Source organism: Terrabacter sp. 05T424 (assembly GCF_056396225.1).
Genome location: NZ_JBFTLB010000010.1, coordinates 121,688 through 138,690, shown reverse-complemented (window position 1 = coordinate 138,690; position 17,003 = coordinate 121,688). Strand labels below are relative to the sequence as shown.

Below are 17,003 nucleotides of genomic sequence, written 5' to 3'. Positions count from 1 at the left end.
CCACGGCGCCGGCATCCTGGCGAATGTCGCCTCCGAGATGAACCGACGACCCCGCAAACGCCACCAGTGGGCCACCCCCGCCGAGCAGCTCGAGCGGCTACTGTCCGACAACGACATCAACGGTGTTGCACCCACCGCCTGAATCCGCCCGTCGGGAACTGAGCACTCGACTGGCGGGTGGCGTCGGGAACTGAGCACTCGACTGGCGGGTGGCGTCGGGAACTGAGCACTCGACTGGTGGGTGGCGTCGTCTCAGTAGCCGGGCGGGGGGCGCAGTCCCTGGTCGCGCAGCTCCAGCAGGGCGAGCTGGCGGATCACGTCGTGGTCCCCTCGGCGCCAGGCTCCGGCCGGGTCGTCCGACACCTTCGCGAGAGCGCTCATCGACTGGCTCGCCATGGCCCGGAGCGCAAACAGGTCGAGGTCCTCGCCGGCGTCGATGAAGCGTTGTGAACGGGTTGCGTTGCGCACGAAGCGAACCCGAACCCAGAGCCACACCACGAGCACCACCAGGATCGGGATGAGGGCGGTCGCGAGACCGAGTCCGACCGCGAGCGTCTCGACGGTGCCGGCCATCGACGTGCCAGCGCGTTCGAGCGTGGTGCCCGACCCCGCAGCCTGCGTCAGCCACGTCCTCAGCTGGTCGCCGACGAGCGGGATCTGGCCGGCCTGGTCGCCGGCTCCGGTGAGGGCGCCGTTGACGGACCTGCCCGCCGACGTGATCGAGTCGGCGGGCCCCTGCAGGGCCTGCACCGTGTCGTGGACCTGACGGCCGGCGTACACCCAGATGCCGATCCACAGGAGCATCAGGACGTCGGCCAGGATCTGCCGCGTGCGGCGGGCGAGACTGTCTGCGTAGACCTTCACGGTCCCATGGTGGCGAAGAACGGCATCAGCAGCACCATGAGGAGCACGACGGCGAGCGGGCCGGCGACAAGACAGGCCAGCAGGAAGCCCTGCGCGAACGGACGCACCCGCACGATCGCGGTCCCTGCCGCCGCCACGGCGAAGACCGTGCCGACGAAGGCGCCCTGACGCCGGGTCGGCGTGTGCCCCGGTGAGTCCGCCAGGGTCGCCTGCCCGGATTCGCGGGTCCGGGGTCGCCCAGCACCGGCCGGGGCCGTCGGCCACGTGTAGTGCTCGTTCGGTGGCGGGGCGGTCACCGTCGACTCCTCGCTGCTCGGCGGCCGCCAGGGGCCGGGTGGACACACCGTGGCAGAGACGGCATACCGTCCGGGCGGACTTGCCCGAGCACGTGACCTGGGCGTGACGGCCGTGGATACAGTTGGCTCGCGGCCCCGAGAGGGACCCTTGTCCGCCTCGGCAACGGCGCCGGGCGGCGACAGCCCGGAAGGAAGTGCAACAGCATGAAGGTCGGCATCCCCCGCGAGGTCAAGAACCACGAGTACCGCGTGGCCATCACCCCGTCCGGCGTGCACGAGCTCACCGACCACGGGCACGAGGTGTTCGTCGAGAAGGACGCCGGCGTCGGATCGCAGATCAGCGACGAGGCCTACGTCGCGGCGGGCGCACGCATCATCGGCTCGGCCGACGACGTCTGGGGCGAGGCCGACATGGTGCTCAAGGTCAAGGAGCCCGTGGCCGAGGAGTACCACCGCATGCGAGAGGGCCTGACCCTCTTCACCTACCTGCACCTCGCGGCCGACAAGCCCCTCACCGAAGAGCTCGTCAAGCGCAAGGTCACGGGCATCGCGTACGAGACCGTGCAGCTGACCTCGGGCGCGCTGCCGCTCCTCTACCCGATGTCCGAGGTGGCCGGCTGCCTGGCACCCCAGGTCGGCGCGCACGCCCTCATGCGCGCCCAGGGCGGGCGAGGCGTGCTCATGGGAGGCGTCGGTGGCGTCGCGAACGCCAAGATCGTCATCCTCGGCGCGGGCGTGTCAGGCCAGAACGCCGCCAACATCGCGCTCGGCATGGGCGCTGACGTGACGCTGCTCGACACCGACCTCGACAAGCTGCGCATGTCGTTCTGGCGCTACGACAACCAGGTCCACGGGCTCGCCTCGTCGAAGCTGACGGTCCAGGAGCAGGTGCTGCAGGCCGACATGGTCATCGGCGCAGTGCTCATCCCCGGCGCGGCGGCGCCCAAGCTCGTCTCCAACGAGCTGGTGTCGCAGATGAAGCCGGGCTCCGTGCTCGTCGACATCGCCATCGACCAGGGTGGGTGCTTCGAGGACAGCCACGCGACGACGCACGCCGACCCGACCTACATGGTGCACAGCTCGGTCTTCTACTGCGTCGCCAACATGCCGGGTGCCGTGCCCAACACCTCGACGTACGCCCTGACGAACTCGACGCTCCCGTATGCCGTCAAGCTCGCCAACCAGGGGTGGCGCGACGCCCTGCGCAGCGACCACGCGCTCGGCCTCGGTCTCAACACCCACGACGGCCACGTGACCTACGGCGGGGTCGCGGAGGCACACGGCATGTCGGCGATCAGCCTCGACGAGGCGCTGTCCTGACCCAGCCGGTTGCCACCGAGCCACCCGCGGCACGGGTCACGCGTCTCGAGCGCGACGTCCGCGGGTGGCTCGACCACGTCCGGGTGGAGAAGGGCGCCTCGGACAACACGCTGAAGTCCTACGCGCGCGACCTCCGTGGCTACTGCACGTTCATGGCCGCCAAGGGCATCGACGACGCCGGCCTGGTCGCCGAGGCCGACGTCGCCGACTTCCTCGCCTCGCTGCGCGAGCGTGGCCTCGCCGCCTCCTCGGCGGCCCGCACCCTCGTGGCCGTGCGCGGCTTCCACCGCTTCCTCGCTCTCGAGGGCGAGGTGGCCGGTGACCCTGCCGCCAACGTCGCCCCGCCCAAACCGCCCGCACGCCTTCCGAAGGCCATCCCCGTCGACGCCGTCGAGCGGCTCCTCGCGGCCGCATCGGTCGGCGACACGCCCGAGTCGCTCCGTGACCGTGCGCTGCTCGAAGTGCTGTATGGCATCGGCGCGCGCATCAGCGAGGCCGTCGGCCTCGACGTCGACGACCTCGAGAGCGCGGATCCCTCCGACCCGCGGGCAGGCGCGCCCGCGGGCGGGGGAGTCGGCTCCGTCCGGCTGCACGGCAAGGGCGGCAAGGAGCGAGTCGTCCCGGTCGGGCATTACGCGCTCGAGGCCGTGACGGCATACCTGGTGAGGGGCCGTCCGGCCCTCGCCACGCACGGAAAGGGGGGTCCGGCGCTCTTCCTCAACCAGCGCGGGGCCCGGCTCTCACGCCAGTCCGCATGGGCGATCATCCAACGTGCGGCCACCCGCGCGGACCTCGAGCACGTCTCACCGCACACGCTGCGCCATTCCTTCGCCACCCACCTGCTCGACGGAGGCGCCGACGTGCGCGTCGTGCAGGAGCTGCTCGGGCACGCTTCGGTGACCACGACGCAGATCTACACGATGGTCTCCGTGCACCGACTCCGCGAGGTGTATGCGGGCGCCCACCCCCGTGCCCGCTGATAGGGTCACACGTGATCAGCGAGAGGCTGACCGCAGCATCCCAGGGGCAACGCCGAGCGGAGTGGAACACCCGGTGAACGAGGAGTCACAGCAGAGCATGCAGTCCGTGCCGTCCGAAGACCCCGCTCCGCCTCGTCACCCCACCCTCAGCTCCGTCCCCGTCCCCGTCGCCCAGCTCCCCGGCACCGAATCGGCCGGCTCCGGCGCGATCGGCCCCACCGGGCGTCCGCTGCCCGACTTCGCCAACCCGGCGCCGCTCTCGAGCCACGGTCCGGCGCGCATCATCGCCATGTGCAACCAGAAGGGCGGCGTCGGCAAGACCACGACGACGATCAACCTCGGTGCGGCGCTGGCCGAGCTGGGGCGCAAGGTGCTCGTCATCGACTTCGACCCGCAGGGTGCCCTGTCGGTCGGCCTGGGCGTCAACGCCCAAGAGCTCGACACGACGATCTACAACCTCCTCATCGAGCGTGGCCACGAGATCCACGACGTCATCCAGCCGACCCGCACGGCCAACCTCGACCTCGTGCCGGCCAACATCGACCTGTCGGCGGCCGAGGTGCAGCTCGTCGGAGAGGTCGCACGCGAGCAGATCCTGGCCCGTGTGCTGCGACCCGTCGTCGACGAGTACGACGTCATCCTCATCGACTGCCAGCCGTCGCTCGGCCTGCTCACCGTCAACGCCCTCACCGCGGCGCACGGGGTCATCGTCCCGCTCGAGTGCGAGTTCTTCGCGATGCGCGGCGTGGCGCTGCTCATCGACACCATCGACAAGATCACCGACCGCCTCAACCCGCGCCTGCAGGTCGACGGCATCCTCGCGACGATGTACGACAGCCGCACGCTGCACAGCCGCGAGGTCGTGCGCTCGGTCGTCGACCACTTCGGCGACCAGGTCTTCCACACCGTCATCAGCCGCACGGTGAAGTTCCCCGACGCGACGCTCGCCGCCGAGCCGATCACCTCGTACTCGTCCGACCATTCTGGCGCGAATGCGTACCGCCAGCTCGCCCGCGAGCTCATCTCGCGCGGCGGCGCAGCCTGATCCGCAGTGAGCTGATGGTCGGGCAGGACACCGTTGACCGCGACGCGGTCGACCCCCACGCCGGCGTGCCCGCGGGCGGGCCGATGAACGAGCAGGCCACCGGACCTGTCGACCACGCGAACGTCGGGCCCGAACGCGCGCCCGGCGCCAGGCCGAAGAGCGGATCGAACGACGACCTCGTTCCCGGGGGCGTCATCACGCGCCGTTCGGCCGCGCCGTTCGAGGTGCACCTCGACGTGTTCTCCGGCCCCTTCGACCTGCTCCTCGGCCTGATCAGCAAGCACAAGCTCGACATCACCGAGGTCGCGCTGGCCCGGGTCACCGACGAGTTCGTCGCGCACATCAAGGCCGCACAGGCCGCCGACGCCGACTGGGACCTCGGGCAGGCCTCCGAGTTCCTCCTCATCGCCGCGACCCTGCTCGACCTCAAGGCCTCCCGCCTGCTGCCGCAGTCGGGACCGCAGGACGACGAGGACCTCGCCCTCATCGAGGCCCGCGACCTGCTCTTCGCGCGACTGCTCCAGTACCGCGCGTACAAGGAGATCGCGAACACCTTCCGCGACCGCATGGCCACGGCTGGGCGCATCACCCCACGCCAAGCCGGCCTCGAGGCGGAGTTCACGAGCCTGCTCCCCGAGCTCATCATCGCCGTCACCCCAGAGCAGTTCGCGCGCATCGCCGCCCGCGCCATGACGCCCAGGATCCCGCCGACTGTCGGGCTCGACCACTTGCACGCGCCCCAGGTCAGCGTGCGCGAACAGGCGGCGATCATCGTCGAGCGCGTTCGAAGCCGGGGCCAGGTGTCGTTCCGCAGCCTGGTGGCCGACGCCGACAGCACGCTGGTCATCGTGGCCCGCTTCCTCGCACTGCTCGAGCTGTTCAAGGAGGCCGCGATCGCGTTCGAGCAGGCCGAGGCGCTCGGCGAGCTCGACATCCGCTGGACGGGCACCGACGTCGGTGACGTTGCCATCGACGACGAGTTCGACGAGCTGGACGAGGTCGACGGCGAGCCCGGCGAGGCGGACGATGGGGCAGAGGACGGGGCGCCGGAGTCCGACGCGGCAGAGCACGACACAGCACGCGACGTGGGTGGATCCGCCGCCCTCGGAGGAGGAACAGACGATGAGTGACCAGTCGGCGCAGGGGCCTGACGCGACCGACGAGCCCGAGGTGCTCGACGACCGCGAGGGTGCCGACGAGCAGATCGCCTTCGACATCAACGACTTCCCGGGCGGCGCCCGGTCAGCTCTCGAGGCCGTGCTCATGGTCGTCGACGAGCCGGTGACCGAGGTCGCGCTCGCGTCGGCCCTGGAGCTGCCCGTCGACGACGTCCGCAGCCACCTCGAGGCGCTCGAGGAGGAGTATGCCTCCGCGCAGCGCGGGTTCACCCTGCGCAGTGTCGCAGGGGGCTGGCGGGTCTACAGCCGCTCCGACTTCGCGCCCGTCGTCGAGAAGTTCGTGCTCGACGGGCAGCAGGCCAAGCTCACCCAGGCCTCGCTCGAGACGCTCGCCGTCATCGCCTACCGCCAGCCCGTGTCACGCGCCCGCGTCAGCGCCGTCCGCGGCGTCAACGTCGACGGTGTCGTGCGCACCCTGACGTCCCGAGGCCTGATCGAGGAGATCGAGGACGTCGGCGAGAGCGGCGCCCTCCTCTACCGCACCACCCCCTACTTCCTGCAGCGGATGGGGCTCTCGTCGATCGACGACCTCCCGGCCCTCGCGCCGTACCTGCCGGACGCCGACGTCATCGACGAGCTCATCGAGGAAGGACACGCATGAGCGAGTACTCCAGGTCCCCCCGCCAGCCCCGCAAGAAGGGCTCGGCGCCAAGCGGTGCCAAGGGCCGTGGCGCCCCGACCCGCAGCGGGGCAGCCCGTGGGGGCAAGGCCTCCAAGGGCGGCGCGGCCGCGGGCCCACGGTTCGCCGGCTCCACCAAGGCGAGCCAGCCCACGAAGCTCCCGGAGCGCCGCGCGACGCCCGAGATCGACGTCCACGACCCCGAGGGCGTTCGGCTCCAGAAGCTGATGGCCGCCGGGGGAGTCGGTTCACGCCGCGTCTGCGAGAACCTCATCGAGCAGGGCCGCGTCGAGGTCGACGGCCAGGTCGTCACCGAGCTCGGGGTCCGCATCAACCCGCGCACCCAGGTGGTCCACGTCGACGGGGTGCGCGTCAACCTCGACGAGGACCGCGTCTACCTCGCCTTCAACAAGCCCAAGGGCGTCGTCACCACGATGAACGACGAGCTCGGCCGCATCTCGCTCGCCGACTACGTCGGCAACCGTGAGGAGCGCCTCTTCCACGTCGGTCGCCTCGACGCCGACACCGAGGGCCTGCTGCTGCTCACGAACGACGGCGACCTCGCCCACCGCCTCCAGCACCCGGCATACGGCGTGCTGAAGACGTACATCGCGACGATCCGTGGGCCGGTGCAGCGTGACGTGGGCAAGCGCCTGCGTGAGGGCGTCGAGCTGGAGGACGGTCCCGTCACCGTCGACTCGTTCCGCATCGTCGACCACCAGCCGGGCAAGGCGATGGTCGAGGTCGTGCTGCACGAGGGACGCAAGCACGTCGTGCGACGCATGCTCGAAGCGGTCGGCCACCCGGTGGTCGAGCTCGTCCGCACCGAGGTCGGCCCGATCCGCCTCGCCGACCTCAAGTCGGGGCGCACGCGCCGTCTCAACAAGGCCGAGATCGGTGCTCTCTACAAGGCCGCCGGGCTGTGACCAACTCCTTCGTCCGCGGTGTGACGGCCTCGCTACGCTGACGGGGTGACCACGCACGTCCGCATCGTCGGGGTTGGCCTGATCGGGGCCAGCCTCGGAATCTCTCTGTCCGGCAACGGTTTCCGCGTCACGCTCGAAGACCCGTCGCCGACGGCGGTCAGGCTCGCGCGCGACCTGCGGGCCGGAGAGATCGCCGACGAGATCACGGACGCCCCCGACGTCGTCGTCGTCGCCGCGCCGCCCGACGTGGCGGCCCAGACCGTCATCGCCGCGCTCAACCGCTGGCCCGACGCCGTCGTCACCGATGTCGCGTCGGTCAAGGAGGCGGTGCTGGCCGACATCCTCGACTCGGGCGCCGACTCCAGCCGCTACGTCGGCTCGCACCCGATGGCCGGGCGCGAGAGGTCCGGCACCGCGGCGGCCCGGGGCGACCTCTTCGACGGTCGAGCCTGGGTGGTGGTGCCGCACGAGGCCTCGACCGACGCCGCCATCCGGCGGGTGCGTGAGATCGCGACCGCCGTCGGCAGCGCCGTCCGCGTCATGCCCGCCCACGAGCACGACGAAGCCGTGGCCGCCGTGTCGCACGTGCCGCAGCTCGCTGCGAGCATCGTCGCCGCGTGCCTGCGCGAGCTTCCCGAGTCGGCTGTCGGCCTCGCCGGGCAGGGACTGCGTGACGTGACGCGCATCGCTGCCAGCGACCCACGGCTCTGGACCCAGATCCTCGCCGGCAACGCGCCGGCCGTGCGCGACGTCCTGCGCCAGGTGCGCGACCAGGTCGACGACGTCGTCCGCGCCCTGGACGCGCTCGTGGAGGCGGACGGCGAAGGGTCGCTCGGCACCCTGAGCCGGGTCCTCGAGGCCGGCAACCTCGGCCACGCGCGCATCCCCGGCAAGCACGGCGCTGCGCCGGCGGCATACGAGGTGGTGTCTGTCATCGTCCCCGACGAGCCCGGCTCGCTCGGGCGGCTGTTCGGCGACATGGGCAACGCAGGCATCAACCTCGAGGACCTGCACCTCGAGCACGGCTTGGGCCAGGCTGTCGGCGTGGCCGAGGTCTCGGTCGTTCCGGCGTCGGTCGAGCCGCTGCGGGCCGAGCTGACGCGCCTCGGCTGGAGGCTGCACGACTGACCCGGGCGGGGCCGTGGCCCTGTCGGTCACCGGTCGGGCGGCACGCGACGAGGCACTATCCTCGGGCGCATGCCTGAGACCCCCGAGGAGCAGCTGTCCGGTTTCGTCATCGCGGTCGACGGCCCTTCGGGCTCGGGCAAGTCCAGCGTCAGCAAGCAAGTTGCGCGGTCCCTCGGCTACGGCTTCCTCGACACCGGCGCGATGTACCGCGCCCTTACCTGGTGGTGCCTGCACGAGGGTGTCGACCTCACGGACGCCGACGCGGTCACGGCCGCAGCGCAGCAGTTCCCGCTCTCGATCGGCACCGACCCCGACGCCCCGACCGTCGAGGTCGGGGGCACCGACGTCTCGGCCGCGATCCGCGAGACGCGCATCTCGACCAACGTGTCGGCCGTCGCCACGGTGATCCCGGTCCGCGAGATCCTCCGAGTGCTCCAGCGACGCCTCATCTCCGACGCGGGGCGTGCCAACGGCGGCGTCGTGGCCGAGGGCCGCGACATCACGACGGTCGTGGCGCCCGACGCCCCGGTGCGCATCCTGCTCACCGCCTCGGAGGAGGCGCGACTCGCTCGACGCTCGAAGGAGCTGCACGGCGCGGCCGATGCCGATGCGGTCGCGGCGACCCGGTCGCAGATCGTCGACCGGGACAAGGCCGACTCGGCCGTGTCGGAGTTCACCGTCGCCGCTGACGGGGTGACGACGATCGACACCTCCCACCTCGACTTCGAGGGCTCGGTCGGGGCAGTGCTCCAGGTGGTCGAGGCGGCACGCGGATGAGCCAGGCCGTCGCTCCCCACCCGAACCGGGCCCGGATCGGCCGCCCGATCGGCAAGCTCATCTTCAGCACCCTCTACCGCGGCACCGCCCTGCACCCCGAGCGCGTGCCCGTGACCGGGCCCGTGATCCTGGTGGCCAACCACGCGGCGTTCCTCGACGGCCCGCTCGTCTTCGGGCTGGCGCCGCGCCCCGTCAGCTTCCTCGTCAAGCAGGAGGCGTTCTCGGGCTTCTTCGGCTGGACGATCCGCAACGTCGGCCAGATCCCGATCGACCGCAGCGTCGGCGACCGCGCGGCCCTGGCGTCCGCCACCGCCGTCCTCGAGCGTGGGGGAGCGGTGGGCATCTTTCCCGAGGGCAACCGTGGCGACGGCGAGGTGCAGCAGGTCAACGCGGGGGCCGCGTGGATAGCGCTTCGCACCGACGCCCAGATCGTCCCGGTGGCCGTGCTCGGGACCCGCCCGCCCGGTGCCGGCAAGGACGAGTGGCCCTCCCTGCGATCCCGCCTCCTCGTCGACTTCGGCGACCCCTTCAGGCTCGCCATCGACCCGGCCGTGCCCGGCCGAGACCGTCTCCGACTGGCCAGCGAGCAGCTGCGCGACGCCCTCGCGTCACATGTACGCCGCTCGCGGGTGGAGAATGGTGCGTCAACAGACGTTCACTGATTCGAGGACACCGTGACTGACGAGACCGCCCGCCCCATCGATGAGGGCGCTCCGATCTCGACCACCGCCGCCCCCGTCGTCGACGACGCCTCCGTGGAGCGCGCGCTCCGAGCGGGGCTCGACGACTTCGAGCTGAGCCCCGAGGACCAGGCCCTGCTCGATGCGGAGGGGCCGTATGCCGCTGACGCCGCCGACCAGGGGCCGCTGCCGGTCGTCGCTGTCGTCGGTCGCCCCAACGTCGGCAAGTCGAGCCTGGTGAACCGGATCCTGCGCCGCCGCGAGGCGGTCGTGGAGGACGTGCCCGGGGTCACCCGCGACCGGGTGTCGTACGAAGCCGAGTGGGGCGGTCGCCGCTTCACCATCGTCGACACGGGCGGCTGGGAGGCGGACGCCACCGGCATCCACCTGCGCGTGGCCGAGCAGGCCGAGATCGCGATCGACCTGGCCGACGTCGTCATGTTCGTCGTGGACTCCACCGTGGGGGCCACCGACGACGACGAGGCCGTCGTCAAGCTGCTGCGCCGATCCGGCAAGCCGGTCGTCCTCGTCGCCAACAAGGTCGACGACCAGCGCGGCGAGGCCGATGCCGCGATGCTCTGGAGCCTCGGTCTCGGGCAAYCCTGGCCGGTCTCGGCCTCCCACGGCCGCGGCAGCGGCGATGCCCTCGACGCGGTGCTCGAGGTCCTGCCCGACGTGTCGGCCCACGGCGCGTACGCCCAGGGCGGTCCGCGCCGGGTGGCCCTCATCGGGCGACCCAACGTCGGCAAGTCCAGCCTGCTCAACCGCCTCGCCGGCTCCGAGCGCGTCGTCGTCGACAACGTCGCCGGCACGACTCGCGACCCTGTCGACGAGATGATCGAGCTCGGCGGCAAGACGTGGCGCTTCGTCGACACGGCCGGCATCCGGCGCCGGGTGCACCAGTCCCGTGGCGCCGACTTCTACGCCTCCCTGCGCACCCAGACCGCGCTCGAGAAGGCGGAGGTCGCGGTGGTCCTCATCGACGCCGAGGAGCCGATCGCCGAGCAGGACGTCCGCGTCGTGCAGCAGGTCATCGACGCCGGCCGCGCCCTGGTCATCGCCTACAACAAGTGGGACACCCTCGACGAGGAGCGTCGCTACTACCTCGAGCGCGAGATCGAGAAGGAGCTCGTGCAGGTCCCGTGGGCTCCGCGCGCCAACGTGTCGGCACGCACCGGACGCCACATGGACCGGCTCGTGCCCGCGATCGAGACGGCCCTCGAGTCCTGGGACACCCGCATCCCCACGGGTCGGCTCAACGCGTTCCTCGGCGAGATCGTCGCCTCGCACCCGCACCCGATCCGCGGCGGCAAGCAGCCGCGCATCCTCTTCGCCACGCAGGCGTCCACCCGTCCTCCGCGTTTCGTGATCTTCGCCTCCGGCTTCATCGAGGCCGGCTACAGGCGCTTCATCGAGCGTCGGCTGCGGGAGCAGTTCGGCTTCGAGGGCACGCCGATCGAGGTGTCGGTGCGCGTCCGCGAGAAGCGTCGGCGCTGAGGCCGACCGCCCAGGTGGGCCGATTGGGACGGGCGGCACACGGTGCGCTAAGGTTTCGTCTCGTTCGCCCCACGGGGCAAACGGGCTGTGGCGCAGCTTGGTAGCGCACTTGACTGGGGGTCAAGGGGTCGCAGGTTCAAATCCTGTCAGCCCGACCGATACGAAGGGGCCTGCCGGAACGACGACGTCGTCCGGCAGGCCCCTTCGTCGTCCCGTCCGTCCACCCACGACGTGACCGTCCGGCCACGTCCAGCGCCACTGGCGCGCTTGACGGATGGCGTATGCCGGCGCCTGTCCTGCCTCCGCTTGGTCCGTATGGGACCTAGCTCGAGCGAATCCGCTTCTGGTGCAAGGCGACCCGGCCGCCGGTGCAAGCGCACCCGAACTTGCACAAGTGATCCGCAAGGAATGTGCAACTTTGCCCGACTTGAGCGTTGCGCGGTGATTTGGAATGGCATGGTCCAGACCAACAGATCACCAAGAAACGGTAAAGAAAGGTCCCGGATCCCCATGGGCACGCAGAAGCAGAAGAAGAGCTCGAAGAAGAAGGCCGCCGCCATCCTGACCGCGGGCGTTCTCGGCATCGCAACCGCCGGTGGGGCGTACGCCTACTGGACGTCCGCCGGCGGCGGTACGGGCGACGCGTCGACCTCAGCCGGCGCTGGGTCCGTCTTCGAGGTGACGGGTGACGTCCCCGACGCGATGTTCCCCGGCGACTCGGAGCAGACGGTGACTGCGACGGTCACGAACAACGGCACCGAGAACTACAAGGTGACCGGCGTGAGCGCCTGGGTGTCGACCAACAAGTCCGGCTGCGACGGGAGCGACTACCTGCTCAACGGCGCCGCCGCCCCCAGCACGTCGGCCACCGCCGTGCCGCTCACCATCAGCCCGACCGACCTAGCGCCGAGCGACACGAAGACGCTCACCTACAAGATCCAGTTCAACAACAAGACGACGAGCCAGAACGCCTGCAAGGGCGCCGCGGTGACGGTCAACTACATCGCCAGCTGATCCATGGAGGGATGGTCGTCGGTCGGACCGGCGGCCATCCCTTCGCCCGTGAGGCGACCTGGTAACCACGCGAACACCGACCACCCGGAGGAACGATGAAGACGAGGACGAAGGCCAAGCCGGCGGCACTGCTGCTGCTCGCCCTCGTCGTCGCTCTCGTCGTGGCCGTCCACGGGATGCCGGGCGTGGCCACGGGCACCTCCACCGCAGTCCCCTCCGTCACGGCCCGGCCGGGTGCATCGCGTCCTGACGTGACGCCGACGGCCCCTTGGGCCGAGGGCGGTCTCACCAGCTCGTTCGAGCTGGGGTCGGCGAGCGCCGCCAGTGGGCTCCCGTTCTCCGTCACCGGCAGCGTGACGGGTCTGGCACCGGGCCTGTGGCGACCGGTCGCCGTGACCGTGCACAACCCCAACGGGGTCGCCATCCGCATGACCTCGCTGGTCCTGTCGGTCGCCGCCGACAGCAACCCTCCTGGTTGCCCCACCGGCACCAACCTCGAGATCCAGCAGTCGAGCGTGGGCTCGGGTCGCGGGATCACGATCCCGGCGGGACGCAGCGTCCTCCTTGCCGAGCAGGGCGCCATGAACCCGCGCATTCGCCTGCGCAACCTGCCGTCGCTCAACCAGGACGTCTGCAAGGGCAAGTCGTTCAGCCTCGTCTGGTCCGGAACGGTGACGAGCTGATGCGACGAGCGGCCCTTCGCCGCAGGCGCGAACGTCGTGCGGCCACGGGCCGCGGCGTTCGCGCCCTGCGCATCGGCGTGCTGTTCCTCGCCTTCATGACCATCTCTGCCCCCAGCTACGCCTTCTGGACGCAGGCCGGGGTCACGATGGCCTCGGGGACGGGTTCGGCGAGCACCGGCACCCTCACGGCGCCGACCGCTGTGACCGCCTCGGTCCCGAACGGTGGCACCACCGTCTCGGTGAGCTGGAGCGCCCCGACGACCGGGGTGTCACCCGTCGGCTACCAAGTGACTCGCACCGACACCGCGACGAGCTCTGCCGTCGCGGCCTGCGGCACGTCCGCCGCCTCCCCGGTCACCACGACCTCGTGCGTCGACGGCCCGGTTCCCGACGGCACCTACCGCTACACGGTCGTCGCCCTGCGCTCCGGCTGGACGGCCATCAGCGCCGCCAGCAACCCGGTGACCGTCCTGCAGACCGTCGCCACCACGACGGCGCTCACGACGTCGGCCAGTCCCAGCCTCGTCGGCCAACCCGTCACGTTCACCGCCACCGTCACCGCGGGCTCTGGAACTGCGACGGGCACAGTCGTGTTCCGCAACGGCAGCTCCGCGATCTCCTGCTCCGGCGGGAGCCAGACGCTGAGCTCCGGCGTCGCCACCTGCGTCACGACCTTCACCTCGAGCGGCACCAGCTCTGTCACGGCTGCGTATGCCGGCTCGGCGCCCTTCGCGGCCTCCGCCTCGTCAGCGCTGAGCCAGGTCGTCAACCAGCAGGCACAGACGATCACCTTCACGTCCAGCGCGCCCGCCGGCGCAACCGTGGGTGGACCGACCTATGCCGTATCGGCGATCGCGTCGTCCGGGCTCGCCATCAGGTTCTCCACGTCGACGCCCGCCGTGTGCACGGTCAGCGGCTCGACCGTCACCTTCGTCGGCGCCGGCACCTGCACCGTGCTGGCCGACCAGGCCGGCAACGCGACGTACGCTGCGGCCGCCCAGAAGTCCCAGTCGTTCCAGGTGGTCAAGTCCGCCCAGACGATCGCCATCACCTCCACGGCGCCGACGAACGCCTCGGTCGGAGGCACCTACGCGGTCGCCGCGACGGCGACGTCCGGCCTCGCCGTCACGTTCTCCCCGTCCACGCCGTCCGTCTGCGCCGTCAGCGGCTCGACCGTCACCTTCGTCGGCGCCGGCACCTGCACCGTGCTGGCCGACCAGGTCGGCAACGCGACGTACGGTGCGGCCGCCCAGAAGTCCCAGTCGTTCCAGGTGGTCAAGGCCGCCCAGACGATCACCATCACCTCCACGGCGCCGGCAAACGCCGCGGCAGGGGGAGGGACCTACACGGTCTCGGCCTCGGCAACCTCAGGCCTCACGGTCAACTTCTCGAGCGCCACGACGTCCGTCTGCACCGTCAGCGGGTCGACCGTGACGTTCGTCGGTGGAGGCACCTGCACCGTCCTCGCCGACCAGGTTGGCGACGCGGCCTACTCCGCCGCGGCACAGAAGTCCCAGTCGTTCGACGTCACCGTCACGCCGACCACACCGACGATGCTCACCGTCGTGCCGATCCCGGGCGGCGTGACCGCCACCTGGGTGCCGGTGGCAGGTCTGACGTACCAGTGTCAGATCACGAACGGCGGCAGCCCGGTCAGGGAGGCAGACTGGACCGGCTGTCAGTCCGGGGTGCCGATGACGAACACGAAGAAGGGCTCCTCGACGTTCCACGTCCGAAGCATGTGGGGAGGCGTCGCCAGCACGCCGGCCTCGCAGAGCTTCAAGGGAATCTGAGGCACCCGGGACCTGCGATCCGAGCGCCTATGCGCCGCTTCGCGACATGCGCGCACGAGCCTCGACGCGGGTCGCCGGGGGCGGCGGACCCTCCGCCGCACGGACCAGGTCGGCGGCAGTCGGGCTGTGGTCGAGCGGGACGGGGGCCACGACGGCGTGACCCGGCACAACGCGATCGGGACCGGCCGGCTCGAGGGCGGACGTCGAAGCCTTGGCTGCGCCGACGGTGAGCGCCGCGATCGCCGTGGTCACGGGCACCGCGAGCACGAGCCCGATCGCGCTGGCCAGCGTGCGCACGATCTCCTCGGACATCGACTCCGTCTGGAGCAGGTCGAGCACGGGCCGCTCGTAGAGGAAGAGGAGCAGGAGCACGGGAAGGGCGGCGCCGGCATACGCGAAGACGATGGTGTAGATCGTCGAGGCGATGTGGTCGCGGCCGATGCGCATGCCTGAGCGGAAGAGCTCACGACGCCCGAGGGAGGGCGCGGCGCCCCGCAGCTCCCAGACGGCGGAGGACTGCGTGATGGTGACGTCGTTGAGCACGCCGAGCCCGGCGACGATGATCGCGCAGGTGAGCAGCTGTTGCGGCTTCATGGACGTGACGAACCCGGCCAGCAGCGCGCCCTCGTCGTCGGCCACCCCGCTGAGCCTCGCGAGGTCGACGGCAAGCAGTCCGAGCCCCGCGGTGATCGCCACCCCGAAGAGGGTGCCCGCGAGCGCCGTGCTCGTGCGGATCGAGAGCCCGTGCGCGAGGTAGAGGACGACGAACATGATCGCCGAGGAGCCGATGAGCGCCACCAGCAGGCCGGACTGGCCGGAGACCAGCGCTGGCAGCATGAACTTCACGACCACGAGGCCGCCGACGCCCAGCCCGACCAGGGCCAGCACCCCACGCCAGCGGGCGACGACCGCAACGACGACGAGGAACAGGGCGAGCATGAGCGACAGGGGCGCTCCCCGCTGCACCTGAAGGAACGAGTACGCCTCGGGCTGGCCCTTCTCGGTCGGCATGCGCAGCAGCTGGACCGTGTCGCCCTCCTGCAGCCCCGACGTCGACACCGCCGGTGGGATCGACACCGACACCGTGGGCCGCACGTCACCCGAACTAACCGTCGGCTGCTCGAGCTGGACGGTCATGGCGCCACAGGTCGCGTCCGACCACACGACGTCGCCGCCCTGGCCAGTCGCCGGCTTCGCCCCGGTCGTGGCGTCGGCTCCCTCACAGACGGGGAGCACCTTCAGCACCTCGGCGACGGGGAACGTGACCCCCGGGGCCGCGTAGTCCGCGGTGCCGACCTGGTTGCTCGTGCGCGCATCGCCGGGCCAGTGGGTCACGAGACCGAAGACCGTCGCTGAGGCCGCCGCGATGAGCAGGAGCGTCATCGCGACGCGGGCCAGCACGCTCACGGCGACGGACCCGTGGGGTCCGGGTCCGTCATGACCGTGCGTGTGGAGGTGTCCGCCCGACATGCGCCCGAGTGTGCCAGAGGCGTCCGGGGCCACCGACGGCCCGTCGGCCTTCGTCGCCGGAGCCGTGTCCGGATCGATGCGGACCGCGCGCGGCGGCCACTCGGTGCGGCGGTTAGGCTTGCCGCCGTGGAGGTCGAGAACGCGGGGGAGCGGCATGTCGTGTCGGAGCGCCTGCTGACGATCCCCAACGTGCTGTCGGTGCTCCGGCTGCTCGGGGTTCCGGTCTTCCTCTGGGCCATCCTGTCGGAGCACGACGGCCTCGCCCTCCTGCTCCTCCTCTTCTCCGGTGTCACCGACTACCTCGACGGCAAGATCGCCCGCCAGTTCAACATGGAGAGCCGGCTCGGGCAGTTCCTCGACCCGATCGCCGACCGCCTGTACATCCTCACGACCCTCGTCGCGCTGGCCTGGCGCGAGATCATCCCCGTCTGGCTCGTCGTGGTGCTTCTCGCCCGCGAGGCCGTGATGGCGCTGATGCTCGTCTACCTCAAGTCGAAGGGGCAGGTCGGCCTGCCCGTCCACTTCGTCGGGAAGGCGGCGACGTTCAACCTGCTGTACGCCTTCCCACTCCTCCTGCTCGCCCACCGTGACGACTGGGTGGGCGCCATCGCCCGCCCCGTCGGCTGGGGCTTCGCGTGGTGGGGCGTCGTCCTCTACTGGCTCGCGGCGGTGCTGTATGCCGTCCACGCCAGGATCGTGCTGTCGCAACGCTCCCGGGTGGCCACCCCGTGAC

17 protein-coding genes and 1 tRNA gene are annotated in these 17,003 nt (G+C 71.0%); 15 read left to right on the top strand and 3 right to left on the bottom strand.

The features are described from left to right. Positions 1–252: 252 nt before the first annotated feature. Together AC1DE0_RS18940 and AC1DE0_RS18935 are read right to left on the bottom strand one after the other, a co-directional pair. The gene (locus AC1DE0_RS18940; protein ID WP_478104073.1) at positions 253–864 is read right to left on the bottom strand and encodes a hypothetical protein; all 612 of its coding nucleotides are present in this window, start codon (positions 862–864) and stop codon (positions 253–255) included. Next, the gene (locus AC1DE0_RS18935; RefSeq protein WP_478104069.1) at positions 861–1,160 is read right to left on the bottom strand and encodes a hypothetical protein; all 300 of its coding nucleotides are present in this window, start codon (positions 1,158–1,160) and stop codon (positions 861–863) included. Before AC1DE0_RS18935 ends, AC1DE0_RS18940 begins: the two co-directional genes overlap by 4 nt. Before the next feature lie 204 nt (positions 1,161–1,364). On the opposite strand from AC1DE0_RS18935, the gene ald reads away from it, so the two are divergent. The 14 genes from ald to AC1DE0_RS18865 all read left to right on the top strand — a co-directional run bounded on the left by ald (position 1,365) and on the right by AC1DE0_RS18865 (position 14,800). Continuing rightward, the gene (ald, locus tag AC1DE0_RS18930) at positions 1,365–2,480 is read left to right on the top strand and encodes an alanine dehydrogenase (RefSeq protein WP_478104066.1); all 1,116 of its coding nucleotides are present in this window, start codon (positions 1,365–1,367) and stop codon (positions 2,478–2,480) included. Next, complete coding sequence (locus AC1DE0_RS18925; RefSeq protein ID WP_478104093.1) at positions 2,477–3,460, top strand: site-specific tyrosine recombinase XerD; 984 nt, start codon at positions 2,477–2,479, stop codon at positions 3,458–3,460. Before ald ends, AC1DE0_RS18925 begins: the two co-directional genes overlap by 4 nt. A gap of 97 nt (positions 3,461–3,557) precedes the next feature. Next, positions 3,558–4,505: a ParA family protein gene (locus AC1DE0_RS18920; protein WP_478104090.1), complete on the top strand. Its 948-nt coding sequence runs from the start codon at positions 3,558–3,560 to the stop codon at positions 4,503–4,505. 14 nt (positions 4,506–4,519) lie between these two features. Then, complete coding sequence (locus AC1DE0_RS18915; protein ID WP_478104063.1) at positions 4,520–5,635, top strand: segregation and condensation protein A; 1,116 nt, start codon at positions 4,520–4,522, stop codon at positions 5,633–5,635. Continuing rightward, positions 5,628–6,284, top strand: a complete 657-nt coding sequence (gene scpB / locus AC1DE0_RS18910; RefSeq protein WP_478104060.1) for an SMC-Scp complex subunit ScpB — start codon at positions 5,628–5,630, stop codon at positions 6,282–6,284. Before AC1DE0_RS18915 ends, scpB begins: the two co-directional genes overlap by 8 nt. Then, the gene (locus AC1DE0_RS18905) at positions 6,281–7,228 is read left to right on the top strand and encodes a pseudouridine synthase (RefSeq protein ID WP_478104055.1); all 948 of its coding nucleotides are present in this window, start codon (positions 6,281–6,283) and stop codon (positions 7,226–7,228) included. The genes scpB and AC1DE0_RS18905 overlap by 4 nt, the downstream gene beginning before the upstream one ends. A 45-nt stretch (positions 7,229–7,273) precedes the next feature. Then, complete coding sequence (locus AC1DE0_RS18900) at positions 7,274–8,356, top strand: prephenate dehydrogenase (protein ID WP_478104051.1); 1,083 nt, start codon at positions 7,274–7,276, stop codon at positions 8,354–8,356. Between the two features lie 69 nt (positions 8,357–8,425). After that, positions 8,426–9,133, top strand: coding sequence for a (d)CMP kinase (cmk, locus tag AC1DE0_RS18895; protein ID WP_478104047.1), 708 nt, complete (start codon positions 8,426–8,428; stop codon positions 9,131–9,133). Then, entirely contained in the window at positions 9,130–9,795 is a 666-nt protein-coding gene (locus tag AC1DE0_RS18890; RefSeq protein WP_478104042.1) for a lysophospholipid acyltransferase family protein, read from the top strand. The genes cmk and AC1DE0_RS18890 overlap by 4 nt, the downstream gene beginning before the upstream one ends. A gap of 36 nt (positions 9,796–9,831) precedes the next feature. Further along, positions 9,832–11,310, top strand: a complete 1,479-nt coding sequence (gene der / locus AC1DE0_RS18885; RefSeq protein ID WP_478104086.1) for a ribosome biogenesis GTPase Der — start codon at positions 9,832–9,834, stop codon at positions 11,308–11,310. An 81-nt stretch (positions 11,311–11,391) separates the two neighbouring features. Further along, positions 11,392–11,465, top strand: a tRNA-Pro gene (locus AC1DE0_RS18880). A 355-nt stretch (positions 11,466–11,820) separates the two neighbouring features. After that, entirely contained in the window at positions 11,821–12,324 is a 504-nt protein-coding gene (locus AC1DE0_RS18875) for a hypothetical protein (protein WP_478104038.1), read from the top strand. A gap of 95 nt (positions 12,325–12,419) precedes the next feature. Continuing rightward, positions 12,420–13,007 carry a hypothetical protein gene (locus tag AC1DE0_RS18870; protein WP_478104033.1) on the top strand — a complete coding sequence of 196 codons (588 nt, stop codon included), beginning with the start codon at positions 12,420–12,422 and terminating at the stop codon, positions 13,005–13,007. Next, the gene (locus AC1DE0_RS18865) at positions 13,007–14,800 is read left to right on the top strand and encodes an Ig-like domain repeat protein (RefSeq protein ID WP_478104028.1); all 1,794 of its coding nucleotides are present in this window, start codon (positions 13,007–13,009) and stop codon (positions 14,798–14,800) included. The genes AC1DE0_RS18870 and AC1DE0_RS18865 overlap by 1 nt, the downstream gene beginning before the upstream one ends. A 27-nt stretch (positions 14,801–14,827) precedes the next feature. On the opposite strand, the gene AC1DE0_RS18860 is transcribed toward AC1DE0_RS18865, so the two are convergent. Further along, positions 14,828–16,270, bottom strand: coding sequence for a YibE/F family protein (locus AC1DE0_RS18860; protein ID WP_478104023.1), 1,443 nt, complete (start codon positions 16,268–16,270; stop codon positions 14,828–14,830). A gap of 126 nt (positions 16,271–16,396) precedes the next feature. Between AC1DE0_RS18860 and clsA the strand changes: the two genes are divergently transcribed. After that, positions 16,397–17,002, top strand: coding sequence for a cardiolipin synthase ClsA (clsA, locus tag AC1DE0_RS18855; RefSeq protein ID WP_478104019.1), 606 nt, complete (start codon positions 16,397–16,399; stop codon positions 17,000–17,002). Position 17,003: the final 1 nt, after the last annotated feature.

What these genes read in the sequence shown, in the direction of transcription:
- ald (WP_478104066.1), top strand. Translation starts at nt 1,365, where the DNA reads ATGAAGGTCGGCATCCCCCGCGAGGTCAAGAACCACGAGTACCGCGTG.
- AC1DE0_RS18920 (WP_478104090.1), top strand. Translation starts at nt 3,558, where the DNA reads ATGCAGTCCGTGCCGTCCGAAGACCCCGCTCCGCCTCGTCACCCCACC.
- AC1DE0_RS18915 (WP_478104063.1), top strand. Translation starts at nt 4,520, where the DNA reads ATGGTCGGGCAGGACACCGTTGACCGCGACGCGGTCGACCCCCACGCC.
- scpB (WP_478104060.1), top strand. Translation starts at nt 5,628, where the DNA reads ATGAGTGACCAGTCGGCGCAGGGGCCTGACGCGACCGACGAGCCCGAG.
- AC1DE0_RS18905 (WP_478104055.1), top strand. Translation starts at nt 6,281, where the DNA reads ATGAGCGAGTACTCCAGGTCCCCCCGCCAGCCCCGCAAGAAGGGCTCG.
- cmk (WP_478104047.1), top strand. Translation starts at nt 8,426, where the DNA reads ATGCCTGAGACCCCCGAGGAGCAGCTGTCCGGTTTCGTCATCGCGGTC.
- AC1DE0_RS18890 (WP_478104042.1), top strand. Translation starts at nt 9,130, where the DNA reads ATGAGCCAGGCCGTCGCTCCCCACCCGAACCGGGCCCGGATCGGCCGC.
- AC1DE0_RS18875 (WP_478104038.1), top strand. Translation starts at nt 11,821, where the DNA reads ATGGGCACGCAGAAGCAGAAGAAGAGCTCGAAGAAGAAGGCCGCCGCC.
- AC1DE0_RS18870 (WP_478104033.1), top strand. Translation starts at nt 12,420, where the DNA reads ATGAAGACGAGGACGAAGGCCAAGCCGGCGGCACTGCTGCTGCTCGCC.
- AC1DE0_RS18865 (WP_478104028.1), top strand. Translation starts at nt 13,007, where the DNA reads ATGCGACGAGCGGCCCTTCGCCGCAGGCGCGAACGTCGTGCGGCCACG.
- AC1DE0_RS18860 (WP_478104023.1), bottom strand. Translation starts at nt 16,270, where the DNA reads ATGTCGGGCGGACACCTCCACACGCACGGTCATGACGGACCCGGACCC.